Source organism: Variovorax sp. LjRoot84, from assembly GCF_964254305.1.
Lineage (GTDB): Bacteria > Pseudomonadota > Gammaproteobacteria > Burkholderiales > Burkholderiaceae_C > Variovorax.
In genome coordinates this window covers 2,652,932-2,676,042 of the sequence record NZ_CAXUTE020000001.1, presented here as the reverse complement: position 1 = coordinate 2,676,042, position 23,111 = coordinate 2,652,932, and the positions used below count along the sequence as shown (strand labels likewise).

Here is a 23,111-nt window from a genome sequence, read left to right as displayed (position 1 = left end):
GTGCGCCTGTGGAACGCAGGGCACGGAGTACGCGGATGGTGCGAGGCACAATGGCATGCCATGAACATTGTGATCCTCGACGACTACCAGGACGCGGTGCGCAAGCTGCGCTGCGCTTCCAAACTCGACGCGTACGCGGCCAAGGTCTACACCAACACGGTCAAAGGCATCGGGCAGCTCTCGGTGCGGCTCAAGGATGCCGACGTGATCGTGCTGATCCGTGAACGCACACAGATCTCTCGCCAGCTGATCGAGAAGCTCCCCAAGCTCAAGCTCATCTCGCAGACCGGCCGGGTCGGCAGCCACATCGACGTGCATGCGTGCACGGAGCAAGGCATCGCGGTGGCCGAAGGCACGGGCTCGCCGCTGGCGCCGGCCGAACTCACCTGGGCGCTGATCATGACGGCGATGCGCCGCTTGCCGCAGTACATCAGCAACCTCAAGCATGGCGCCTGGCAGCAGTCGGGGCTCAAGTCGGCTTCGATGCCTCCCAATTTCGGGCTCGGCTCGGTGCTCAAGGGCAAGACGCTTTGCATCTGGGGCTATGGGCGCATCGGCCAGCTGGTCGCACGCTATGGGCAGGCCTTCGGCATGCAGGTGGTGATCTGGGGCCGCGAGGAGAGCTGCGCCAGGGCACGGTCCGACGGCTTTCAGGTGGCACCGAACCGGGACATCTTTTTCAGCGTGGCCGACGTGCTGTCGATCCATCTGCGGCTGGCGGAGGAAACACGGGGCCTGGTCACCCTCGAGGATCTGTCGCGCATGAAGCCCACCGCACTGTTCGTCAACACCTCGCGCGCCGAGCTGGTCGAACAGGACGCGCTGCTCGCGGCCCTCAACCGCGGCCGGCCCGGGCTGGCAGCCGTCGACGTGTTCGAGAGCGAGCCGCCGCTGCAAGGCCATGCGCTGCTGCGCCTGGAGAACTGCATCTGCACCCCGCACATCGGCTACGTCGAGCAGGACAGCTACGAGATGTACTTCGGCCAGGCCTTCGACAACGTCGTCAGCTTCATCAAGGGCAACCCGACCAACATCGTGAATCCGGGCGCACTGCAGGTCCGCCGTTGAAACAGCCTGCGCTGCCGGCAGCTTTGTGGGCCCTGCTGGCGGGCAACTTCGTGATCGGGACGGGCGTGATGGTGGTGCCCGGCACGCTCAACGAACTCAGCACCTCGCTGCAAGTCAGCGCGGCTACCGCCGGCCAGTTGATCACCGCGGCGGCCGTCGTGATGTGCCTCGGCGCTCCCTTGCTGGCGGCCGTGGTCGCGGGCTGGGACCGCCGGGTGCTGCTCGCCTGCACCATGCTGTGGTATGCGGCAGGGCATCTTCTCGCGACGCTGATGCCGAACTTCGGCGGGCTGCTGGTGGTGCGCATGCTGACGGTCGTCGCGCCCGCGATCTTCACGCCGCAGGCGGCCGCCTGCGTGGGTCTGCTGGTGCCGCCCGAGCAGCGGGGCCGCGCCGTCACCTTCGTTTTTCTGGGATGGTCCATGGCCTCGGTGCTGGGCCTTCCGCTCGGCACGCTGATCGGCGGTCATTTCGGCTGGCGCACCGCGTTCGCGACGATCGCGCTCCTGTCGATCCTCAGCGCAGCCTGGATCTGGCGCAAGCTCCCATCGGGCATCCGGCCGGCCGCGCTGTCGCGCGCGGCCTGGGCCCAGGTGCTCAAGAGTCCGTTGCTGATGGGCGTCGTCTCCGTCACCGCGCTGCAAGGCGCGGGCCAGTTCGTTCTGTTCAGCTATTTCGCACCCGTCCTCAAGCAAGCGCTGGGCGCGGACGCCACGGCACTGGGCCTGATGTGGGGCTGGTTCGGCGTCTGCGGCCTGCTCGGCAACATGCTCGTGAGCCGGTACATCGACCGCATGGGCGCCTCGCAGATGGTGCTGCTCACGACGTCGCTGATCGCGCTGAGCCTTCTTCTGTGGCCTCTGGGCGTGACGCTCGCGGGGCTGGCGCTGATCATCGTGCCCTGGGGCTTCGGCTGCTTCGCCACCAACTCGGCTCAGCAGGCACGCCTGGTCTCGATGGCGCCCGCGCTCGCGCCGGGCTCGGTGGCGCTCAACAGTTCCGGCATCTACGTGGGGCAAGCGGTGGGTGCCGCAGCCGGAGGCTGGCTGCTGGCCCATGACGCGATCGTCTGGATGAGCTGGGCGGGCCTGGCGATGGTGCTCTGCGCGCTGGCGCTCAGCCTGGCCGTCGACCGGGCGCAACGCCGCGCCCCGGCGCTCAGCGCTTGACCGGCTTGGGAGCTATCTCCGCCTCGGTGGCCGGATCGAAGAGCTCGAAATCGATCACGTGGGGATCGCTGGACGGTGCGGGCGGCGGCTTCGGCGTTTCGATCGGCGCTCGCATGGTTTCGAAGGCCGTCTTGTCGAATTCGGCGAGGTCCAGGTCGATGTCGGGCTTGGCGCGCGGCACCGGTGCGGCGCCTGCGGGAGGCGCCGGAAGCGGCGCATCCGGCACCAGCACAGTCTCATGGTGCAGGTGGTCGTCGATGGCGCCGTAGATCGAGGGGGGCAGCGTCGGGGCGTACTCGACGGCCTCGGGCGCGCTCTCGCGATCGAGCGGCGCAGGCGTCGTGGCCAGCTGGTCGTGGCCGAAGGTATCGACGAAGGAGTGCGGCGTGACGGGCGCAGGCGGTGCGCTGTTCGGATCGATCACTTCCTTGGCCACGGAATAGAGCAGCAGCAGCTCCTGGTAGGCCGCCAGGTCGAAGGCCTCGTCCTCGTGCGCGCCGGGCTTGCGGAATATCAGCTCCTCGATCAGCGCCAGGGTGCCCGGCGCAGGCCACTGCGATTCGATGCGCGCGAGGGTGCTGCGATAGTGTTCGAGACCCTTGCCCGTCTCGTTGAAATTCTCGAACGCCGGGACGTCGGCGTTGAAGGCCCGTTCGAATTCCTCCGCCAGGCGCGCATAGTCCTCCTTGCGCCCCAGCGAATGAAAAATCCGCAGCAGGTCCAGGTAGGCCAACGCGCTGGTGCCGGGATTGGTGGCGATGTGTTCGCGCAGCACCGCGATTGCCTGGTCGTGCTGGCCGAGCGAAAGGAAGAAGTCCGACTGCTGCTGCACGTCGAACAGCTCTTCGGTGTTGACCGGCCGCACCGGCGCGCCATCGGGCGTGCGTGCCGGCTGGGGTTCGGATTCGCCGAAGCCGCTGTCGTCGTCGGGCTCCAGGGCTGCAAAGGTCGCCGCGCCGAAGCTGGTGGCGTTCGCGCTGCGCCGCGGCGGCGGTACGGAGTCGACGTCCGGCTCCTCGTCGAGCAGTGCGCGCAAGGAACTCGGCCGCGTGGGACCGCCCTCGCCCTTCGACGGCGTCTCGCCCCACCAGGCCGGCGCTGCGGCTCGGCGCGCCATGCGCCACAGCAGCACGATCGCCACCAGCGCGATCAGCAACAGGGCGATCAGGGCGTAGACCAGTGGATTGCGGTAGCGGCTGTCGTGCGCCTGCGCGAGCTCGCTGCGCATCTCGAGCAAGGTGCGCTGGTTCTGCGCCGTCTGCTCGCGCAGCGCGGCCAGCGTGGCTTCCAGCGCTTGCATGCGTTGGGCCTCGCGCTGCGCCGCTTCGGGGTCGATGTTGAGCGCGCGCCACTCGGCGGCGGCCGCGGCGCGGCGCGCGAGGTCTTCGCTGGCCGGCAGCGTCAGTTGCGGGCTTGTCTTGAGGCCGGGCTGCGCGACGGGAACCGGCTCCAGCGTTTCGAGTTGGAGCCGGGATCCACCGGCGACGGCCCCGCGCCTCGGCTCAGCGGCTGCGACCGTCGGGACGGTGCGCGGCGCGGCCGCACGCGGTGTGGCGGGCGGTTGCGCCGCGGCGGCCCGGCGCGGCGCGGGCGCAGAGGCAGCGCTGGGACGCGGCGACGACCCGTCGGCGTCGCGCGTGCGCGCGGCGGGCGCCGCTGCGGTGTTGCGCCGCGCCGGCGCTGCGGTCGGGCCTTCGAGGCCGGACGATGCGCCCCCTGCCGCAGCACGCGATGGCGCGCGCGCGGGCGCTCGCGCCAGGGTCTCGGACGATGCCCTTGCACCCGAAGGCGGCGCAAGGACGGGCAGCGCGGGTTCGGACGGAACGTCGGCCAGCAGCACATAGCTGCGCGTCGACTTCGTATCGCAGCCGGCACGCACGTTCACATTGACCACGGGTTCGTCCACGGCGACGGTGGAACGGATATGGATGCGCGGGCTGCTGGCCTTCGGCCCCGGCTCCAGCGATACAGTCAGGCTCCGATCGGCAATGCGGGTGTCCCCCTGCACGACCTCGGCTTCGAGGCACAACGCGCCCCCATCTTCGGCAGCATCCAGCGAAAGCGGAATCACCACATCCAGCGGCTTGCCGATCCAGACAGCCCCTTGGGGCCGCCCGATCGTCAAGGCAGGCGAGTCAAGTGCGAGCCCGAATAGAAAGAGGGCCGCCGCCAGGCGTGGGAGTTGCAAAATGGCTCGAAAAAAGTAATCGAAAGTTGACACATTCTGGCATGGGCATCCGTGCCAGCCATCCTCAGAGAGACAATTATCAAATGACTGTGAACTTTTCCAATGTGGGCATCATCGGTGCCGGCGCCATGGGGCGCGGCATCGCGCAGATCGCCGCGCAGGCCGGGAGCGAGGTCCTGCTGCTCGACAGCTTCGAGGGCGCCGCGGTCCGCGGACGCGATGCCATCCTCGCCCAGTGGCAGAAGCAGCACGAGAAGGGAAAACTGGACGAGGCGCAGCGCGATGCACTGTCCGCTCGTGTCCGCGCCGTCGAATCGGTCCAGGCGCTCGCCGGCTGCGAGCTGGTGATCGAAGCCGTGGTCGAAGACCTCGAGGTCAAGCGCAAGCTGTTCAGCGAACTCGAAGCGGTGGTCGCGCCCTCGGCCGTGCTGGCGACCAACACCTCATCGCTCTCGGTCACCGCCATCGCCGCGGTGATGGCGCATCCGCAGCGCATGGCGGGCTTTCATTTCTTCAACCCGGTGCCCCTGATGAAGGTGGTCGAGGTCGTGGCCGGCTTCAAGACCGAGGCCGAGGTCTGCCGCCGGCTCGCGGGCTACGCCGCGCAGATGGGCCACAGCGCTGTGCAGGCCAAGGACACGCCCGGCTTCATCGTCAACCACGCGGGACGCGGCTACGGCACCGAGGCGCTGCGCATCGCCGGGGAAGGCGTGGCGGACTTCGCCACCATCGACCGCATCCTCAAGGACCAGGCGGGCTTTCGCCTCGGGCCTTTCGAGCTGCTCGATCTGACGGCGCTCGATGTTTCCCATCCCGTGATGGAGTCGATCTACCGCCAGTACTACGAGGAGCCGCGCTTTCGGCCCAGCGTGATCACCGCGCAGCGGCTCGCAGCGGGTGCGCTCGGTCGCAAGACCGGCGAAGGCTTCTATCGCTATGTCGACGGTGCGGCGCAGTTGCCCACCGAAGCGCCGGTGCCGACGGTCGACGCCGCCCCGGCCGTCTGGGTCTCGCCCCGCGCAGCACGGCGGCCCGATTTGCTGCGGCTCGTGCATGCGCTGGGCGCGCAGCTCGAAAGCGGCGCCACGCCCTCGCCCGCCGCATTGATCCTGGTCGCACCGCTGGGCTTCGACGTCACGACCGTCGCCGCCGTCGAACGGCTCGATGCGACGCGCACGGTCGGCATCGACCTGATGGTGGACGATGCAGCCACCAAGCGCCGCGTGCTGGCCACCAATCCCGCGACGCGGCGCGACGTGCGCGATGCGGCCCATGCGCTGTTCGCGCGCGACGGCAAGGCGGTAAGCGTGATCCGCGACAGCGGCGGCTTCGTCACCCAGCGCGTGATAGGCACCATCGTGAACATCGCCGCCGACATGTGCCAGCAGCGCGTCTGTTCGCCCGCCGACCTCGACGTCGCCGTTCGGTTGGGCCTCGGCTACCCTCAGGGTCCGCTGGCGATGGGCGACCTGTACGGGCCGACGAACGTGCTGGAAGTGCTCTTCAACCTCCAGACCGTGTATGGCGATCCCCGTTACCGCCCGAGCCCGTGGCTGCGCCGCCGTGGCGCACTGGGCCTGAGCCTCACGCATGAAGAAGAGTAAGAGACACCGACCATGACCGCAGAACTGAAAAGCACGAGCGAAGGACAGACCTTGGTGCTCACGCTCTCCAACCCCTCGCAGCGCAATGCGCTGGGCCCCGAGATGTACGCGGCCGGCATCGAGGCGCTCAGCGGCGCCGAGAACAGCGACGAGATCCGAAGTGTCGTGCTCGTGGGCGAAGGCGCATGGTTCTGCGCCGGCGGCTCCTTGCAGCGCCTTTCGGCCAATCGCGAGCGCGAGCCCGCAGTGCAGGCCGAGAGCATCGAGTCGCTGCACAACTGGATCGATTCGATCCGCACCTTTCCCAAGCCGGTGATCGCGGCCGTCGAGGGCGCCGCGGCCGGCGCCGGCTTCTCGCTCGCCGCGGCCTGCGACTTCATCGTCGCCGCGCGCGATGCAGTATTCGCCGCCTCGTACAGCACCGTCGCGTTGTCGCCGGACGGCGGCTTGAGCTGGCATCTCGCGCAGGCACTGCCTCGGCAGCTCGCGAGCGAATGGCTCATGCTCGGAGGGCGCATCGAGGCACAGCGCCTGCATGCGCTCGGCCTGGTGAATGAGATCACCGAGAGCGGCCAGGCCTTGAGTGCGGCGCTCGCGCTGGCGAACCGCCTCAACGCACGCGCGCCCAACTCGCTGGCCAGCATCAAGGAGCTGCTGAGCGAGGCGCGAGGCGCAACACTGGCTTCGCAGCTGTCGCAGGAACGCGACCACTTCGTGCGCAACCTGCACCACCGCAACGCCGGCATCGGGATCGCCGCTTTCCTCGCCAAGGAAACGCCGCGCTACGAGTAGCGGCACGTCGCTCTCGCGACAACCCTCAGCTTTTCAGTCACGCACAGGACAGTCCATGGACGACCCCATTCTTACCATCGAAGAACGTGAAGCGATCAATGGTGGTCGCTGGTTCTCTTCTCTTTCTCCATCGCTTCGTCACGACATCCTCCGATGTGCTTTCGTCAAACGCTACAAGGACGGCGAGCTGATCGCTGCACGCGGCGACCCGCCCGAGCAGTGGATCGCTTGCGCCAAGGGCGCGGTGCGCGTGAGCTCGACGGCGGTCTCGGGCAAGCAGGTCACGCTGACCTATGTGGAGCCGGGCATCTGGTTCGGCGACGTGGCGATGTTCGACGGCGACCGGCGAACCCACGACGCCTACGCGCATGGCGAGACCACGATCCTTTGCGTGGCGCGCGCCGATTTCCAGAAGATCCTGTCGAACCATGTCGAGCTTTACGAGGCACTGATGCGCCTGCAGGCGCGCCGCATCCGCCAGCTCTTCGGGCTGGTCGAGGATCTCAACACGCTGCCCTTGCGCGCCAGGCTCGCCAAGCAGCTCATCCACCTGGTTCGCAGCTACGGCGTGCCGAACCTGGCGGACGGCAGCCAGATGCGCATCGGGCTGCACCTGGCGCAGGAAGAGCTGGCGCAGCTGCTCGGTGCCTCACGCCAGCGCGTGAACCAGGAGCTCAAGGCCATGGAGCGCGAGGATGCGATCCGCATCGAACCGGGCGGCCTGGTGGTGCTGGACCGCGCGGCGCTGATGCGCATTTCCGAAGCCGATCAATAAAAGACCGCAGAGACATGACCCAGGACTTCGACAACTTCGTCGGCACCCGCGCCGTATCCAAGCAGCACGTCTTCGACGTCGATGCGCTGACCGCCTGGCTCGACAGGAACCTGGACGGCTTCAAGGGGCCGCTCACGGTCGAAATGTTCAAGGGCGGCCAGTCCAACCCGACCTACAAGCTGGTCACGCCGACGCAAAGCTACGTGATGCGCGCCAAGCCCGGCCCGGTCGCCAAGCTGCTGCCTTCGGCCCATGCGGTCGAGCGCGAGTTCAAGGTCATGAGCGGCCTGGCCGGCACCGGCGTGCCGGTGCCGCGGATGTACTGCCTGTGCGAAGACGAAGCCGTTATCGGCCGCGCCTTCTACGTCATGGAATTCATGGCCGGGCGCGTGCTGTGGGACCAGTCGCTGCCGGGCATGAGCAATGCCGAGCGGGCCGCCGTCTACGACGAGATGAACCGCGTCATCGCGGCGCTCCACACCGTGAAGTTCGCCGAGCGCGGCCTGGCCGACTACGGCAAGCCCGGCAACTATTTCGAGCGCCAGATCGGCCGCTGGAGCAAACAGTACGTGGCCTCGATCACGCAGCCCATCCCCGAAATGGACCGCCTGATGGAATGGCTGCCCGCCCACATCCCGGCCAGCGCGCGCGACGAGAAGATGACCTCGATCGTGCACGGCGACTACCGGCTCGACAACCTGATGTTCCACGCCACCGAGCCGCGTGCGATCGCCGTGCTCGACTGGGAACTGTCGACGCTGGGCCATCCGCTGGCCGATTTCAGCTACCACTGCATGTCGTGGCACATCGCGCCGGGTTCGTTCCGCGGCATCGGCGGCCTCGACCTGAAGAGCCTGGGCATCCCGACCGAGAGCGAATACATCCGCAAATACTGCAACCGCACCGGCATCACGACGCCCGAGGCGCTCGCGACCGACTGGAATTTCTACCAGGCCTACAACCTGTTCCGCATGGCCGCGATCCTGCAGGGCATCGCCAAGCGGGTCGAGGCCGGTACCGCATCGAGCGAGCAAGCCGTGGCCTCGGGCCGCGGTGCGCGACCGATGGCCGAGATGGCCTGGCAATTCGCACAACGGGCCTGAGCCTTCCCCATTTCAAAGGAGACCCCATGGATTTCGAATATTCGGCCAAGACCAAGGACTTGCAGAAGCGCGTCACCGCTTTCATGGAAGACCACATCTACCCGGCGGAAGCCGAGTACGCGGCCGAATTGGCCGCCAACACCGCGGCCGGCAAGCGCTGGACCGCGCTCAAGACGGTCGAGAAGCTCAAGCAGAAGGCGAAGACCCAGGGCCTTTGGAACCTGTTCCTGCCGGTCGACAGCGCCGCTGCCTCGGGCTACGAAGGCGCCGGCCTCACCAACCAGGAATACGCGCCGCTGGCCGAGATCATGGGCCGCGTGCCATGGGCCAGCGAGGCCTTCAATTGCTCGGCGCCCGACACCGGCAACATGGAAACCATTGCGCGCTACGGCTCGGACGAGATCAAGGCGCGCTGGCTCAAGCCGCTACTGGAAGGCGAGATCCGCTCGGCCTTCGCGATGACCGAACCGGAGGTCGCGTCGAGCGACGCCACCAACATCGCCACGCGCGTCGAACGGCAGGGCGACGAGTACGTCATCAACGGCCACAAGTGGTGGATCTCGGGCGCGGCAGATCCGCGCTGCGCGGTCTTCATCACCATGGGCAAGAGCGACCCGGAGGCGCCGCGCCACTCGCAGCAAAGCATGATCGTGGTGCCGGCCGATGCCAAGGGCATCCGCATCGTGCGCCCGCTCAACGTGATGGGCTACGACGACGCGCCGCACGGCCACGTCGAGATGTACTTCGAGAACGTTCGCGTGCCGGCCGGCAACATGCTGCTCGGCGAAGGCCGCGGCTTCGAGATCGCGCAGGGCCGCCTCGGCCCGGGACGCATCCACCACTGCATGCGCCTGATCGGCCTGGCCGAACGTGCCCTGGAGTTGATGTGCAAGCGCGCCTCGTCCCGCATCGCCTTCGGCAAGGCCGTCGCCTCGCAGACCGTGACGCAGGAACGCATCGCCGAGGCGCGCTGCAAGATCGACATGGCACGCCTGCTCACGCTGAAGGCCGCATGGCTGATGGACGTGGCCGGCAACAAGGTCGCCAAGAACGAGATCGCGATGATCAAGGTGGTCGCGCCGAGCATGGCTTGCCAGGTGATCGACTGGGCCATGCAGGTGCACGGCGGCGGCGGCATGTCCGACGACTTCCCGCTCGCCTACGCCTATGTCGGCGCGCGCGCCCTGCGCTTCGCCGACGGTCCGGACGAAGTGCACCGCAATGCGATCGCCAAGTGGGAGCTGGGCAAGTACGCCCCCGGCAAGGGCGACAGCGACATGCCCGTCACGCGCTTCTGATCAGAGCTTCTTTTGCAGGAACATGGCCGAGCCGAAGGCCGGGTCGAGCTGGTAGCCGGCAAAGCCTTCACGCTCGTAGGCGCGCAGCGCGCTGCGGTTGCCTGAGAGCACCTCGAGCGTGAGCTTGCAGGCGCCACGCGCGCGAGCCTCTTCCTCGACACGCGCCAGCATGCGCTGCGTGACCCGCTGGCCGCGGTGGCTGGCCAGCACGACCACATCGTGCACATTGACCAGCGGCTTGCAGGCAAAGGTCGAGAAGCCTTCGATGCAGTTGACGAGGCCGATCGGCTGCGCTGCGTCGTAGGCCAGCACGCTGAAGGCCTGCGGCCGCGCGGCCAGCGCCTCGGGCAGTTCATCCAGCACCTGGGACGCCAGCGGCGTGCCGCCGCCGGCGGGATCGCGCGCATAGCTGTCCAGCAGCTCGACCAGCGCACGCGCATGCGCCGGGTTGCGGTAATCGGCGAGCAGGACGTCGATCACGCGTTCAACCCGCTTCGACGGCCGCCACCAGGCGTCTTGCGCAGGCCTCGGCCTGCGCTGCGTCGCGCGCCTCGACCATCACGCGCAGCAGCGGCTCGGTGCCGCTGGCGCGGATCAGCACGCGGCCTGCATCGCCCAGTTCGGCCTCGGCGCGCCGGGTTTCGGCCGCCAGCGCCTGGTTGGCTTTCCAGTCCTGCCCCTCGGCCAATCGGACATTGATGAGCGTCTGCGGAAAGAGCGTGACATCGGCCAGCAGCTCGTCCACGCGTTTGCCGCTGCGCTGGCAGGCCTGCAGCACCTGCAGCGCACTCACGATGCCATCGCCCGTCGTGTGGCGATCGAGCGCGAGCAGGTGGCCGGAGCCCTCGCCTCCGAGTAGCCAACGGCGCTTTTCCAGCTCTTCCAGCACATAGCGGTCGCCCACGCGCGTGCGCACGAACTCGATGCCCTGCTTGCGCAGCGCAACTTCGACCGCCTTGTTGGTCATCAGCGTCCCGACCACGCCAGAAGGTTTCTCACCGCGCGCGATGCGCTCCATCACCATCAGGTAGAGCAGTTCGTCGCCGTTGAACAGGCGCCCGCTCGCGTCCACCAGCTGCAGGCGGTCGGCATCGCCGTCGAGCGCAATGCCGTAGTGCGCGCCCTGCGCCCGGACCGCATCGATCAGCGCCTGGGGATGCGTGGCGCCGACGCCCTTGTTGATGTTCAGGCCGTCGGGCGCGCAGCCGATGCTGATCACGTCCGCACCGAGCTCATGGAACACTTGCGGTGCCACCTGGTAGGCAGCGCCGTGGGCACCGTCGACCACCAGCTTCAGACCGCGCAGCGTCAGGTCGTTGGCAAAGGTGCTCTTGCAGAACTCGATGTAGCGGCCCGGCGCATCGTTGAGCCGGCGCGCCTTGCCGAGCTGTGCCGAATCGGCCCAGACGGGCGGCTCTTCGAGCGCGGCTTCGACCGCCAGCTCCCATTCGTCGCTGAGCTTGGTGCCATGTGCGCTGAAGAACTTGATGCCGTTGTCCGGATAGGCGTTGTGGCTGGCGCTGATCACGACACCCAGGCTGGCCCGCTGTGCGCGCGTCAGGTAGGCCACGCCCGGTGTCGGCAGCGGCCCCAGCAGCACCACGTCGACGCCGGCCGAGTTGAAGCCCGATTCGAGCGCCGACTCCAGCATGTAGCCCGAGATGCGCGTGTCCTTGCCGATCAGCACGGTCGGGCGCGCCTCCGTCTTCTTGAGCACGCGGCCGACGGCATGCGCGAGCCGCAGCACGAAGTCGGGCGTGATCGGCGCCTGGCCGACCGTGCCGCGGATGCCGTCGGTGCCGAAGTATTTTCTTGTCATGGATGTGGCTCCTGCAGTGCTTGTTGTTGTCGTTTCATCGCGCGCCATACGGCCAGCGCGGCGACCGTTTCGCGCACATCATGCACGCGCAGGATCGATGCGCCGCGCTCGACGGCCAAGACCGCCGCCGCCACGCTGGGCACCATGCGCTCGGCCGCCGATTCGATGCCGGTGACGGCGCCGAGCGAAGACTTGCGCGACCAACCGATCAAGAGCGGCCAGCCGGCGGCGAGCAGCTCCTGCTGGCGTGCGAGCAAGGCGAAATTCTGCGCCACGGTCTTGCCGAAACCGATGCCCGGGTCGAGCACGATGCGATCCGAACCGACGCCCAACGCCAGCAGTTCCTTCGCACCCTGCGTCAGGAAGGCACGCACCGCGGGGAGCACGTCGCCCTCCATGGGGGCCGCCTGCATGGTCTGCGGGTCGCGGTGCATGTGCATCAGGCAGACACCGCACGAGGGATGCGCCGCCACGGCCTGCCGTGCGCCGAGTTGCCGCAGCGCCCACACGTCGTTGACGATGTCGGCACCGAGCTCCAGCACCGCGCGCATCACCTCGGGTTTGTAGGTATCGACCGAGACCGGCACGCCCAACTTCACCGCCTCGCTCACCACCGGCAGCACGCGATCCAGTTCCTCCGCCAGCGGTACGGCAGGACTGCCGGGCCTCGTGGACTCGCCGCCGATGTCGAGGATGTCGGCGCCCTCTTCCACCAGTTGAACGCAATGCCGCACCGCGGCTTCGGTCGAGGCATGGGCGCCGCCGTCGGAAAAGGAATCGGGCGTGACGTTGACGATGCCCATCACGCGCGGCTGCGCGAGGTCGATGGCAAAGCGCGTCGTGCGCCAGATCGTCATACGCCCTTCCAAAGAAAAAACGGGGCCAGAGGCCCCGTCGATAGCCAAAGCATCATGCTCAAGCCGCTGTCGGCGCCGGATCCGGGTTCACCGCCGGCGTACCGCCGCTGCCGCCGCCCGAGGGCGGGATGCGCGGCGTCCAGTCCTTGGGCGGACGCGGTGCGCGGCCGGCCATGATGTCGTCGAGCTGCTCGGTGTCGATGGTTTCCCATTCGAGCAGCGCCTTGGCCATGGCGTGCATCTTGTCGCTGTTCTCCTCGATCAGGCGGCGCGCCAGGGCGTACTGCTCGTCGATGATGCGGCGCACCTCGGCATCGACCTTCTGCATGGTCGACTCGCTCATGTTGGTGGTCTTGGTGACCGAGCGGCCGAGGAAGACTTCGCCCTCGTTCTCGGCGTAGACCATCGGGCCCAGCGATTCGGTCATGCCGTAGCGCATCACCATGTCGCGCGCGATCTGCGTGGCACGCTCGAAGTCGTTGCTGGCGCCGGTGGTCATCTGGTGCATGAACACTTCTTCGGCGATACGGCCGCCGAACAGCATGCTGATCTGGTTCAGCATGTACTCACGGTCGTAGCTGTAGCGGTCCTGCGCCGGCAGGCTCATCGTCACGCCCAGCGCGCGGCCGCGCGGAATGATGGTGACCTTGTGGACCGGGTCGCACTTGGGCAGCAGCTTGCCGATCAGCGCGTGGCCGGACTCGTGGTAGGCCGTGTTGCGACGCTCTTCCTCGGGCATGACCATGCTCTTGCGCTCGGGGCCCATGAAGATCTTGTCCTTGGCCTTCTCGAAGTCCTGCATCTCGACCACGCGCGCATTGCGGCGCGCAGCCATCAGCGCGGCCTCGTTGCACAGGTTGGCCAAGTCGGCGCCCGACATGCCCGGGGTGCCGCGCGCGATGATGCTCGGGTTCACGTCCTGGCCGAGCGGCACCTTGCGCATGTGCACGTTGAGGATCTGCTCGCGGCCGCGGATGTCCGGCAGCGTCACGTAGACCTGGCGGTCGAAACGGCCCGGGCGCAGCAGCGCGGCGTCCAGGATGTCAGGGCGGTTGGTCGCAGCGACCACGATCACGCCGAGATTGGTTTCGAAACCGTCCATCTCGACCAGCATCTGGTTGAGCGTCTGCTCGCGCTCGTCGTTGCCGCCGCCCAGGCCCGCACCGCGCTGGCGACCGACGGCGTCGATTTCGTCGATGAAGATGATGCAGGGGGCGTTCTTCTTGGCGTTCTCGAACATGTCGCGCACACGGGCCGCGCCCACGCCGACGAACATCTCGACAAAGTCCGAACCGGAAATCGAGAAAAACGGCACCTTTGCCTCGCCGGCGATGCCCTTGGCCAGCAAGGTCTTGCCGGTGCCGGGCGGCCCGACCAGCAGCAGGCCGCGCGGGATGCGGCCGCCGAGCTTCTGGAACTTGGCCGGGTCCTTCAGGAAGTCGACGACCTCCTTCACTTCCTCCTTGGCCTCGTCGCAGCCTGCGACGTCGGCGAAGGTGACCTGGTTGTTGTTTTCGTCGAGCATGCGCGCCTTGCTCTTGCCGAAGCTGAAGGCGCCGCCCTTGCCGCCGCCCTGCATCTGGCGCATGAAATAGACCCAGACGCCGATCAGCAGCAGCATCGGACCCCAGCTCACCAGCAGCGTCATGAGGAGCGAGCCCTCTTCGCGCGGCTTGACGTCGAACTTGACGTTGTTGGCGATCAGGTCGCCGACCAGGCCGCGGTCGAGGTAGGTGGCCGTCGTGCGGATCTTGCGGTCGTCATTGGTGATCGCGACGATCTCGCTGCCGCCCTGGCCTTCCTGGATGGTCGCGCTCTTGATGCGGTTGCTGCGGACTTCCTCGAGGAAGTCGGAGTAACCGACATTGCCGGCGCCGGCGACGCCGCGGGTGTCGAACTGCTTGAACACAGTGAACAACACCATCGCAATGACGAGCCAGACGGCAACTTTGGAAAACCACTGATTGTTCAAACGAAGCTCCAGTCGAAAGCGCGTGACACGAAAAACAAAAAACGCGCTAGGGCACGCAATTGGCACCCATTTTAGGCTTTTCAACCTGCGAAATGCCGGAATTTCCCTATAGCAGCCATAGGACGCGCACGGTTTTGGAGGCAAATGCCGGCCGGCGCCCGGGTATCAATTCGTATCGACGTTCTTGAGCCCGATGCCCACCATGAAGGTCTCCGACGATTTGTCGCGCGAAGCCTTGGGTTTCAAGGGCTTTACCACCCGGAAGTTGCTCTTGAACAGCTGCGTCAGCTCGCTGTAGCCGCTGCCGTGGAAAAGTTTGGCGACCAGTGCGCCTTCAGGCTTCATGTGGTGGCGCGCGAAGTCGATTGCAAGCTCGATCAGATGCGCGACGCGGGCAGCGTCGGCCGAGGCGATGCCAGACAGGTTGGGCGCCATGTCGGACACGACGACGTCGGCGAGCCGGCCGTCCATGGCCTGCGCAAGCCGCTCCAGCACTTCGGCCTCGCGGAAGTCGCCCTGCAGGAAGGTCACGCCCTCGATCGGCTCCATCGGCAGGATGTCGAGCGCGATGATGATGCCGTCCAGCTCACCGGCCGCTGCCCCGCTCGGCGACAGCCTGCGCCGCACATACTGGCTCCAGGCGCCGGGCGTCGAGCCCAGGTCGACCACCAGTTGCCCCGGCCGGATCAGGCCCAGCGTCTCGTCGATTTCCTTGAGCTTGTAGGCCGCGCGGGCCCGGTATCCCTCCCGCGTGGCCAGCTTCACGTAGGGGTCGTTGATGTGGTCATGCAGCCACGCCTTGTTGAGCTTCTTGGCTTTGGGTTTGGGATTCATTGACGCTCGATAATACGGGGATGCCCGCCATTCAACTTACCCCTGCGCAGCGCAAGGTGCACCGCTCCGAAGCGCACCATCTGGACCCGATCGTCATGATCGGCGGCGACGGGCTGACGCCGGCCGTCAAGAAGGAAGCCGATGCCGCGCTCAAGGCCCACGGCCTGATCAAGGTGCGCGTTTTCTCCGACGACCGCCCGGCCCGCGAAGCCATGCTGCAAACCCTGGCCGAGGACCTGAACGCGGCGCCGATCCAGCACATCGGCAAGCTGCTCGTGCTCTGGCGCCCCATCCCCGAAAAAGCGCGCGAGATCGACGAGGACCGCATGCCGGGTCCGCGCGACGTCAAGGTGATCAAGTACAGCAAGCGCGGAGGACAGCGCCCGGAGATCAAGACGCTTCGGGTGCTCGGCAACCAGCGGCTGACGCCCGGCGGCACCATCAAGCGTGCCAAGGCCAAGAAGCCGCTGTCGGTCAAGAAGCGTCGCCAGGCGGACTGAGGATGCCGATCGAGCCAACGGCAGCGCCGCAGCGTCACATCCTCTGCATGAAATGGGGCACGAAATACGGGCCCGACTACGTCAACCGCCTCTACGCGATGGTGCGTCGCCACCTGAGCGACGACTTCAACTTCGTCTGCCTGACCGACGACAGCCAGGGCATCCGAAGCGAGGTGCAGTGCTTTCCGATCCCGCCGCTGGACCTCGAGCTCAAGCCGGGACAGGCCGACCGCGCCTGGAAGAAGCTGACCACCTTCGAACGGGACCTCTACGGCCTGCGCGGCCGGGCGCTGTTCATCGATCTCGACGTGGTCGTCGTGGGCAGCCTGGACGCCTTTTTCGAGCATCCCGGCGAGTTCCTGATCATTCACGACTACGCCCGTCCCTGGCGGCGCCGGCGCATCACGGGCAATTCGTCGGTGTACCGCTTCGAGCTCGGCGCACATCCCGACGTGCTGGCGCATTTCCGCGAGAACATGGATGCGGTGCAGGCCGAGTACCGCAACGAGCAGACCTACCTGTCGGATTTTCTCTACCACCAGGGCAAGCTGGCCTACTGGCCGGCCGAGTGGTGTCCGAGCTTCAAGTACCACGGCATTCCGACCTGGCCCACCAACTACTGGCGCGAGCCCTTCGTGCCCGAAGGCGCGCGCATCATGGTCTTCCACGGGGAATGCAATCCGCCCGACGCGCTGGCCGGGCGGCGCAACCGGCGCTTCCGCTTCATCCGGCCGGCGCGCTGGATCACCAGCTTCTGGAAGGCCTGATCAGTCGGGGCGGCGCCCCATGCGCCAGAGCAGCACTCCGGCGCAGAGCCACTGGCCGAGGTACATGGCACTGCCGAGCGAGTGCCAGAGCCCGAGGTTCTCCCGCGCCAGGATGCGGGGCGCGACGGCGTATTCCTGCAGCAGCGCCAGCAGCAGTGCCACGACGATCCAGGCCACGGCGACGCGTGACGATCGATCCACGCGGTCTTGGATCTTCGACCTGAAATAGGTCAGAAGCGCCAGTCCGCAGGCCAACGCAACCCAGCTCTGGGCCGCGAACAGCCGTCCCGCGAAATTGCCCGCCATGGCCGGATTCCCGAGTTTGGCGAACAGCATCGGCACGACCAGGAAGCCGATCGTCGTCAGGCTGCCCCACCAGAGGGCTGCCAACAGCAGCGCGACGCGGTCCTTCACCCGTGAATTCAGAGGTAGCTGACGCCGACGATCTCGTAGCGCTTCACCCCGCCCGGTGCCTGCACCTCGGCGGTATCGCCCTCTTCCTTGCCGATCAGCGCGCGCGCGATCGGGCTGGAGACGTTGATGAGGCCGAGCTTCAGGTCGGCTTCGTCCTCGCCGACGATCTGGTACTTGACCGCGTCGCCGCTGTCTTCATCTTCCAGTTCGACTGTCGAACCGAAAACGACTTTGCCGCCCGCATCGAGGTCGGAGGGATCGATGACCTGGGCATTCGAGAGCATGCCCTCGATCTGCTTGATGCGGCCTTCGATCCAGCCTTGGCGCTCCTTGGCGGCGTCGTAGTCTGCGTTCTCGCTGAGGTCGCCCTGGGCGCGGGCCTCGGCGATCGCCGTGATGATGGCGGGCCGCTCGACGGACTTCAGGCGTTGCAGCTCGTCACGAAGTTTCTCCGCACCGCGCTTGGTAATCGGAATGGTGGTGGCCATGTTTTGTCTCTCCAGAAAGCGAAACCGCCGAACGCTGCCGTTCGGCGGTTCATGGAAGGAAAAAGATCAGACGAGTTGACGTCCGGTCAGCCGGCTCAGGATGGCGAGCGGGCTCGAATCGGGATTGTATTGCCTTGCGGCGGGCAGGTGCAGCGTCTGCTCGAGCATGTACTGGCCGGACATCACGGCATGCGAGGTCTGGTCCGAGAAGCACACCCATACCGATCCGGCCGGGAACGGCACGGTTTGCTGCTGCGCGTTCTTCTGGTACTCCAGGTCGGACTTCATGCCGTCGTGCAGTTGCAGCATCAGATGGTCGTATTCGCTGCGCAAGGACTTGGTGACGCGCAGCGCCCGCAGCATGCGGGCCTGCCAGCGCGAGTAAGGCTTGGCACGCGGCAGGAAGCGCTTGGCCACGGTCTCGAAGGGCTCACCGACCCGCCAGACGCGCGGCGCGCCCTCGGGATTGACATTGGTGAACACACGCAGGATGCGCTCGCCGTAGTTGGGGCGCGACGGGAACGAGTCGATGTGCAGCCGCCGGTCGTCGGCCCGCCACGACTGGACGCGTGTTTCCACCTGCGCCGGGCGGTAGCTGGTCGGCGCCAGCCGCAGGGCCGGCGTGTAGTGCGGCAGCAATCCGTGGATCAGCTGCTGCGACCGCGCACGAAAACGCCCGACCATTGCCGCCACGGCCTGCTGCACGCCCTCGTCGCCCGCCACGCCCCTCAGGCGCCCTTCGGCATCCAGACTGATGTTGCGGACGCCTGGCGACAGCACCGCGGGCGAGAACAAGGCCCGTTCTTCAGGCCGCAGCTCGAAGGGGAGCCGCGGGAAATACAGCACCTTGCCAGCCTCGAGCGCGGCGATCCACGCTTCGTTCGGCGCAGCGCCGTTCCAGTCGGCCAGGTCGAGCTCGACGAGCTGCGTTTCCATGGACAACTCTTCATGCGAGCGCGAACTGCGCGAGTTGCGCGTGCATTTCCTGGATCGAGATCACGTCGAGTTCGTCCATGTGCCGCATGCCTTCGACCGCGGCTTCGGCGCCGAAGATGGTGGTGAAGGTGGTCACGCGGGCCAGCAGCGCCGAGGTGCGGATCTGGCGCGAGTCGGTGATCGCGTTGCGGCGCTCTTCCACCGTGTTGATGACCAGCGCGATCTCGTTGTTCTTGATCATGTCGACGATGTGCGGGCGACCCTCGGTCACCTTGTTCACCACGGCGCAGGTGATGCCCGCCGCGTTGATGGCGGCGGCGGTGCCCTTGGTCGCGATCAGTTCGAAGCCCAGCGCAGCCAGGCCACGCGCCACTTCCACCGCGCGTGCCTTGTCGTTGTTCTTGACCGAGATGAACACCTTGCCCGACTTCGGCAGATGCGTGCCGGCGCCGAGTTGCGACTTCACGAAGGCCTCGCCGAAGGTCTTGCCCACGCCCATCACTTCGCCGGTCGACTTCATCTCCGGGCCGAGGATGGTGTCCACGCCGGGGAACTTGACGAAGGGGAACACCGCTTCCTTGACGCTGAAGTACGGCGGCGTGACTTCGCGCGTGACGCCCTGCGAAACCAGCGACTGGCCCGCCATGCAGCGCGCCGCCACCTTGGCCAGCTGGATGCCGGTGGCCTTGCTCACGTAGGGCACCGTGCGCGAGGCGCGCGGATTCACTTCGAGCACGTAGATGACGTCCCGTCCGTCCTTTTCCTGGATCGCGAACTGCACGTTCATGAGGCCGACGACATTGAGCGCCTTGGCCATGGCGGCGCTTTGCCGCTTGAGCTCGGCCACGGTATCGGCCTTGAGGCTGTAGGGCGGCAGCGAGCAGGCGGAGTCGCCGGAGTGCACACCGGCCTGTTCGATGTGCTCCATCACGCCGCCGATCAGGGTGTTGCCCTCGGCATCGCGCAAGCAGTCGACATCGCATTCGACGGCGTCGTTCAGGAAGCGGTCCAGCAGCACCGGCGAATCGTTGCTGACCTTGACGGCTTCGCGCATGTAGCGTTCGAGGTCGCGCTGCTCGTGCACGATCTCCATCGCGCGGCCGCCGAGCACATAGCTGGGGCGCACCACCAGCGGATAGCCCAGCTGGGCGGCTTTCTCGAGCGCTTCCGCCTCGGTGCGCGCGGTCGCGTTCGGCGGCTGGCGCAGCTGGAGCTCATTCAGCAGCTTCTGGAAACGCTCGCGATCTTCGGCCGCGTCGATCATGTCGGGGCTGGTGCCGATGATCGGCACGCCGTTGGCTTCGAGGTCGAGCGCGAGCTTGAGCGGCGTCTGGCCGCCGTACTGCACGATCACGCCGGTCGGCTTTTCCTTGTCGACGATCTCGAGCACGTCCTCGAGCGTGAGCGGCTCGAAGTAGAGGCGGTCGCTGGTGTCGTAGTCGGTCGAGACGGTCTCCGGATTGCAGTTGACCATGATGGTCTCGTAGCCGTCCTCGCGCATCGCGAGTGCCGCATGCACGCAGCAGTAGTCGAACTCGATGCCCTGGCCGATGCGGTTCGGGCCGCCGCCGAGCACCATGATCTTCTTCTTGTCCGTCGGCGCGGCTTCGCACTCGTCCTCGTAGGTCGAGTACATGTAGGCGGTGTTGGTCGCGAACTCGGCCGCACAGGTGTCGACGCGCTTGTAGACCGGGCGCACGCCGAGCGCGCGCCGCTTCTCGCGGACCGCGGTGTCGGTGGTCCTGAGCTGCCTGGCGAGACGACGGTCGGAGAAACCCTTCTTCTTCAGCGCGAGCAGGGTGCTCTTGTCGATGTCGTCCAGCGACTTGGTTTCGAGCTCGAGCTCGATCTTCACGATCTCCTCGATCTGCACCAGGAACCAGGGGTCGATCTTGGTCAGCGCGAACACTTCGTCGACGGAGAGGCCCATGGCGAAGGCATCGCCGACGTACCAGATGCGGTCGGGGCCGGGCTCGCCGAGCTCTTTTTCGAGCACTTCGCGGTCCTGCGTCTTCTCGTTGAGCCCGTCGACGCCGACCTCCAGGCCGCGCAGCGCCTTCTGGAACGATTCCTGGAAGGTGCGGCCCATGGCCATCACCTCGCCCACCGATTTCATCTGCGTGGTCAGGCGCGAGTCGGCCTGCGGGAATTTCTCGAAGGCGAAACGCGGGATCTTCGTGACCACGTAGTCGATGCTGGGCTCGAAGCTCGCCGGCGTGGCGCCGCCGGTGATCTCGTTGCGCAGCTCGTCGAGCGTATAGCCGACGGCCAGCTTGGCCGCGACCTTGGCGATCGGGAAGCCGGTGGCCTTGGAAGCCAGCGCGGAGGAGCGCGAGACGCGCGGGTTCATCTCGATCACGACCATGCGGCCGTCCTTCGGATTGATCGAGAACTGCACGTTGGAGCCGCCGGTGTCGACGCCGATCTCGCGCAGAACGGCCAGCGAGGCGTTGCGCAGGATCTGGTATTCCTTGTCCGACAGGGTCTGGGCAGGGGCGACCGTGATCGAGTCGCCGGTGTGCACGCCCATCGGGTCCAGGTTTTCGATCGAGCAGACGATGATGCAGTTGTCCGCCTTGTCGCGCACCACCTCCATCTCGTACTCTTTCCAGCCGAGCAGCGACTCCTCGATCAGGAGCTCATTGGTCGGCGAGGCTTCGAGGCCGCGCTTGCAGATGGTCTCGAACTCTTCCGGGTTGTAGGCGATGCCGCCGCCGGTGCCGCCGAGCGTGAAGCTGGGGCGGATCACCACCGGGAAGCCGACCGTCTTCTGCACCGCCCAGGCTTCGTCGAGCGAGTGGGCGATGCCCGAGCGCGCCGAGCCCAGGCCGATCTTGGTCATCGCGTCCTTGAACTTCAGGCGGTCTTCGGCTTTGTCGATCGCCTCGGGCGTGGCGCCGATCAGCTCCACCTTGTACTTGTCGAGCACGCCGTTGCGCCAGAGGTCGAGCGCGCAGTTGAGCGCGGTCTGCCCGCCCATGGTCGGCAGGATGGCGTCGGGGCGTTCCTTGACGATGATTTTTTCGACCGTCTGCCAGGTGATCGGCTCGATGTAGATCACGTCGGCCGTGGCCGGGTCGGTCATGATCGTCGCGGGGTTGCTGTTGATCAGGATGACCTTGTAGCCCTCCTCGCGCAGTGCCTTGCAGGCCTGCACGCCGGAGTAGTCGAACTCGCAGGCCTGGCCGATGATGATCGGGCCGGCGCCGATGATGAGAACGCTCTGGAGGTCGGTGCGCTTAGGCATTCTTCTGTCCTTCTTTGTGACTTTGCATGAGTGCCGTGAAGCGGTCGAACAGGTAGCCGATGTCGTGAGGCCCGGGCGAGGCCTCCGGATGGCCCTGGAAGCAGAAGGCCGGCTTGTCGGTGCGTGCCAGGCCTTGCAGCGTGTTGTCGAACAGGCTGATGTGGGTGGGCCGCAGGTTGGCGGGCAGCGTCTTCTCGTCTACCGCGAAGCCGTGGTTCTGGCTCGTGATGCTCACGCGGCCGTTGTCCAGGTCTTTCACGGGATGGTTGGCGCCGTGATGGCCGAACTTCATCTTGAAGGTCTTCGCGCCGGAGGCGAGCGCCATGATCTGGTGGCCCAGGCAGATGCCGAAGACCGGAATGCCGGTTTCGATCAGTTCGCGCGTGGCCTCGATGGCGTAGTCGCAGGGCTCGGGGTCGCCCGGGCCGTTGGCCAGGAAGATGCCGTCCGGACGCAGCTTGAGCACGTCGGCCGCCGGCGTCTGTGCCGGCACTACCGTGATGCGTGCGCCGCGCTGGGCGATCATGCGCAGGATGTTCTTCTTGACGCCGTAGTCGAAGGCCACGACGTGGAACTTGGGCGTGATCTGCACGCCGTATCCGGCACCGAGTTTCCACTCGGTCTGCGTCCACTCGTAGGTCTCCTTGACCGACACCACCTTGGCCAGGTCGAGCCCGGACATGCTGGGTACGGCCCGGGCAGCGGCCACGGCCTTGTCGATCAGCGCCTGCGTCACGGCCTCGCCCGCAGCGAGGCCGAGGATGCAGCCGTTCTGGGCGCCGTTCGTGCGCAGATGGCGCGTGAGCTTGCGCGTGTCGATGTTCGCGATGGCGACCGTGTTGCCGCGCACCAGGTAGTCGGTCAGCGTGGCCGTCTTGCGGAAGTTGGACGCGACCAGCGGCAGGTCCTTGATGATCAGGCCAGCGGCATGGATCTTGTCGGACTCGATGTCTTCCTCGTTGACGCCGTAGTTGCCGATGTGCGGATACGTGAGCGTCACGATCTGCTGGCAATAGCTCGGGTCGGTCAGGATTTCCTGGTAACCGGTCATGGCGGTGTTGAACACCACTTCGCCAGTGGTGGCGCCTTGGGCGCCGATCGAGTTGCCGAGAAAGACCGTGCCGTCTGCAAGCGCCAGGATGGCGGGCGGGAAATTTCCCTTGAGAGACAAAAGCACTGGGATCTCCGGATGGATGACGCCCAAAGCGAACCCAAGAAGTGACTTTGGGCTGCGACTTTCGTCGAGGAGTTGGCTTGCGTGCGCTGTGGGCGGGGTGTGA

20 protein-coding genes are annotated in these 23,111 nt (G+C 66.7%); 9 read left to right on the top strand and 11 right to left on the bottom strand.

Translation table 11 applies throughout. The features are described 5' to 3' along the window. Window positions 1–60: 60 nt before the first annotated feature. Both ACSQ9I_RS13555 and ACSQ9I_RS13550 read left to right on the top strand, forming a co-directional pair. Window positions 61–1,068 (top strand): D-2-hydroxyacid dehydrogenase family protein, encoded by a 1,008-nt coding sequence (locus ACSQ9I_RS13555; protein ID WP_436303880.1) that lies wholly within the window; start codon window positions 61–63, stop codon window positions 1,066–1,068. Next, complete coding sequence (locus ACSQ9I_RS13550; RefSeq protein ID WP_436313475.1) at window positions 1,065–2,237, top strand: MFS transporter; 1,173 nt, start codon at window positions 1,065–1,067, stop codon at window positions 2,235–2,237. The genes ACSQ9I_RS13555 and ACSQ9I_RS13550 overlap by 4 nt, the downstream gene beginning before the upstream one ends. Here the strand turns inward: ACSQ9I_RS13550 and ACSQ9I_RS13545 are convergent. Beyond that, on the bottom strand, window positions 2,227–4,425 hold the full coding sequence (locus ACSQ9I_RS13545) for a type IV pilus assembly protein FimV (RefSeq protein ID WP_436313474.1): 2,199 nt from the start codon (window positions 4,423–4,425) through the stop codon (window positions 2,227–2,229). The genes ACSQ9I_RS13550 and ACSQ9I_RS13545 overlap by 11 nt on opposite strands. 83 nt (window positions 4,426–4,508) lie before the next feature. Between ACSQ9I_RS13545 and ACSQ9I_RS13540 the strand changes: the two genes are divergently transcribed. The 5 genes from ACSQ9I_RS13540 to ACSQ9I_RS13520 are packed head-to-tail and all read left to right on the top strand — an operon-like array spanning window position 4,509 to window position 9,997. Next, window positions 4,509–6,029, top strand: coding sequence for a 3-hydroxyacyl-CoA dehydrogenase (locus tag ACSQ9I_RS13540; RefSeq protein WP_093107777.1), 1,521 nt, complete (start codon window positions 4,509–4,511; stop codon window positions 6,027–6,029). A gap of 12 nt (window positions 6,030–6,041) precedes the next feature. Beyond that, window positions 6,042–6,821: an oxepin-CoA hydrolase, alternative type gene (locus ACSQ9I_RS13535; RefSeq protein WP_436303876.1), complete on the top strand. Its 780-nt coding sequence runs from the start codon at window positions 6,042–6,044 to the stop codon at window positions 6,819–6,821. Window positions 6,822–6,876: 55 nt separating this feature from the next. Beyond that, the gene (locus ACSQ9I_RS13530; protein WP_093107781.1) at window positions 6,877–7,596 is read left to right on the top strand and encodes a Crp/Fnr family transcriptional regulator; all 720 of its coding nucleotides are present in this window, start codon (window positions 6,877–6,879) and stop codon (window positions 7,594–7,596) included. Between the two features lie 14 nt (window positions 7,597–7,610). Further along, window positions 7,611–8,699 carry a phosphotransferase gene (locus ACSQ9I_RS13525; RefSeq protein ID WP_436313473.1) on the top strand — a complete coding sequence of 363 codons (1,089 nt, stop codon included), beginning with the start codon at window positions 7,611–7,613 and terminating at the stop codon, window positions 8,697–8,699. A 26-nt stretch (window positions 8,700–8,725) separates the two neighbouring features. Further along, window positions 8,726–9,997, top strand: a complete 1,272-nt coding sequence (locus ACSQ9I_RS13520) for an acyl-CoA dehydrogenase family protein (RefSeq protein WP_436290526.1) — start codon at window positions 8,726–8,728, stop codon at window positions 9,995–9,997. Here the strand turns inward: ACSQ9I_RS13520 and ACSQ9I_RS13515 are convergent, their stop codons facing one another. The 5 genes from ACSQ9I_RS13515 to ACSQ9I_RS13495 form a co-directional block, all read right to left on the bottom strand. Continuing rightward, window positions 9,998–10,477, bottom strand: a complete 480-nt coding sequence (locus tag ACSQ9I_RS13515; RefSeq protein WP_436313472.1) for a GNAT family N-acetyltransferase — start codon at window positions 10,475–10,477, stop codon at window positions 9,998–10,000. A gap of 4 nt (window positions 10,478–10,481) precedes the next feature. Beyond that, window positions 10,482–11,816 (bottom strand): phosphoglucosamine mutase, encoded by a 1,335-nt coding sequence (glmM, locus tag ACSQ9I_RS13510; RefSeq protein ID WP_436313471.1) that lies wholly within the window; start codon window positions 11,814–11,816, stop codon window positions 10,482–10,484. Continuing rightward, window positions 11,813–12,673 carry a dihydropteroate synthase gene (gene folP, locus ACSQ9I_RS13505; RefSeq protein WP_436290528.1) on the bottom strand — a complete coding sequence of 287 codons (861 nt, stop codon included), beginning with the start codon at window positions 12,671–12,673 and terminating at the stop codon, window positions 11,813–11,815. Before folP ends, glmM begins: the two co-directional genes overlap by 4 nt. Window positions 12,674–12,731: 58 nt before the next feature. After that, entirely contained in the window at window positions 12,732–14,645 is a 1,914-nt protein-coding gene (gene ftsH, locus ACSQ9I_RS13500; protein ID WP_093107792.1) for an ATP-dependent zinc metalloprotease FtsH, read from the bottom strand. Between the two features lie 165 nt (window positions 14,646–14,810). Then, a complete protein-coding gene (locus ACSQ9I_RS13495) occupies window positions 14,811–15,479 on the bottom strand; it encodes an RlmE family RNA methyltransferase (RefSeq protein WP_093107794.1) in 669 nt (222 codons plus the stop codon). Between the two features lie 20 nt (window positions 15,480–15,499). Between ACSQ9I_RS13495 and ACSQ9I_RS13490 the strand changes: the two genes are divergently transcribed. Then, on the top strand, window positions 15,500–15,979 hold the full coding sequence (locus ACSQ9I_RS13490; protein WP_093107796.1) for a YhbY family RNA-binding protein: 480 nt from the start codon (window positions 15,500–15,502) through the stop codon (window positions 15,977–15,979). A gap of 2 nt (window positions 15,980–15,981) precedes the next feature. Beyond that, window positions 15,982–16,746 carry a glycosyltransferase gene (locus tag ACSQ9I_RS13485; protein ID WP_436313470.1) on the top strand — a complete coding sequence of 255 codons (765 nt, stop codon included), beginning with the start codon at window positions 15,982–15,984 and terminating at the stop codon, window positions 16,744–16,746. Here ACSQ9I_RS13485 and ACSQ9I_RS13480 read toward each other — a convergent pair whose 3' ends face one another. From ACSQ9I_RS13480 to carA, 5 genes are all read right to left on the bottom strand, one after another. Further along, entirely contained in the window at window positions 16,747–17,160 is a 414-nt protein-coding gene (locus tag ACSQ9I_RS13480; protein ID WP_436303870.1) for a DUF4149 domain-containing protein, read from the bottom strand. A gap of 8 nt (window positions 17,161–17,168) precedes the next feature. Continuing rightward, a complete protein-coding gene (greA, locus tag ACSQ9I_RS13475; RefSeq protein ID WP_436303869.1) occupies window positions 17,169–17,648 on the bottom strand; it encodes a transcription elongation factor GreA in 480 nt (159 codons plus the stop codon). A 66-nt stretch (window positions 17,649–17,714) separates the two neighbouring features. Continuing rightward, window positions 17,715–18,584, bottom strand: a complete 870-nt coding sequence (locus ACSQ9I_RS13470; protein WP_436313469.1) for a Kdo hydroxylase family protein — start codon at window positions 18,582–18,584, stop codon at window positions 17,715–17,717. 10 nt (window positions 18,585–18,594) lie between these two features. Then, window positions 18,595–21,831 carry a carbamoyl-phosphate synthase large subunit gene (gene carB, locus ACSQ9I_RS13465; RefSeq protein WP_436313468.1) on the bottom strand — a complete coding sequence of 1,079 codons (3,237 nt, stop codon included), beginning with the start codon at window positions 21,829–21,831 and terminating at the stop codon, window positions 18,595–18,597. Further along, complete coding sequence (gene carA / locus ACSQ9I_RS13460; RefSeq protein WP_093107852.1) at window positions 21,824–23,008, bottom strand: glutamine-hydrolyzing carbamoyl-phosphate synthase small subunit; 1,185 nt, start codon at window positions 23,006–23,008, stop codon at window positions 21,824–21,826. Before carA ends, carB begins: the two co-directional genes overlap by 8 nt. Window positions 23,009–23,111 lie beyond the last annotated feature (103 nt).

What these genes read in the sequence shown, in the direction of transcription:
- carB (WP_436313468.1), bottom strand. Translation starts at nt 21,831, where the DNA reads ATGCCTAAGCGCACCGACCTCCAGAGCGTTCTCATCATCGGCGCCGGC.
- ACSQ9I_RS13530 (WP_093107781.1), top strand. Translation starts at nt 6,877, where the DNA reads ATGGACGACCCCATTCTTACCATCGAAGAACGTGAAGCGATCAATGGT.
- ACSQ9I_RS13490 (WP_093107796.1), top strand. Translation starts at nt 15,500, where the DNA reads ATGCCCGCCATTCAACTTACCCCTGCGCAGCGCAAGGTGCACCGCTCC.
- ACSQ9I_RS13555 (WP_436303880.1), top strand. Translation starts at nt 61, where the DNA reads ATGAACATTGTGATCCTCGACGACTACCAGGACGCGGTGCGCAAGCTG.
- glmM (WP_436313471.1), bottom strand. Translation starts at nt 11,816, where the DNA reads ATGACAAGAAAATACTTCGGCACCGACGGCATCCGCGGCACGGTCGGC.
- folP (WP_436290528.1), bottom strand. Translation starts at nt 12,673, where the DNA reads ATGACGATCTGGCGCACGACGCGCTTTGCCATCGACCTCGCGCAGCCG.
- ACSQ9I_RS13485 (WP_436313470.1), top strand. Translation starts at nt 15,982, where the DNA reads ATGCCGATCGAGCCAACGGCAGCGCCGCAGCGTCACATCCTCTGCATG.
- ACSQ9I_RS13520 (WP_436290526.1), top strand. Translation starts at nt 8,726, where the DNA reads ATGGATTTCGAATATTCGGCCAAGACCAAGGACTTGCAGAAGCGCGTC.
- greA (WP_436303869.1), bottom strand. Translation starts at nt 17,648, where the DNA reads ATGGCCACCACCATTCCGATTACCAAGCGCGGTGCGGAGAAACTTCGT.
- ACSQ9I_RS13535 (WP_436303876.1), top strand. Translation starts at nt 6,042, where the DNA reads ATGACCGCAGAACTGAAAAGCACGAGCGAAGGACAGACCTTGGTGCTC.
- ACSQ9I_RS13540 (WP_093107777.1), top strand. Translation starts at nt 4,509, where the DNA reads ATGACTGTGAACTTTTCCAATGTGGGCATCATCGGTGCCGGCGCCATG.
- ACSQ9I_RS13525 (WP_436313473.1), top strand. Translation starts at nt 7,611, where the DNA reads ATGACCCAGGACTTCGACAACTTCGTCGGCACCCGCGCCGTATCCAAG.
- ACSQ9I_RS13495 (WP_093107794.1), bottom strand. Translation starts at nt 15,479, where the DNA reads ATGAATCCCAAACCCAAAGCCAAGAAGCTCAACAAGGCGTGGCTGCAT.
- ACSQ9I_RS13470 (WP_436313469.1), bottom strand. Translation starts at nt 18,584, where the DNA reads ATGGAAACGCAGCTCGTCGAGCTCGACCTGGCCGACTGGAACGGCGCT.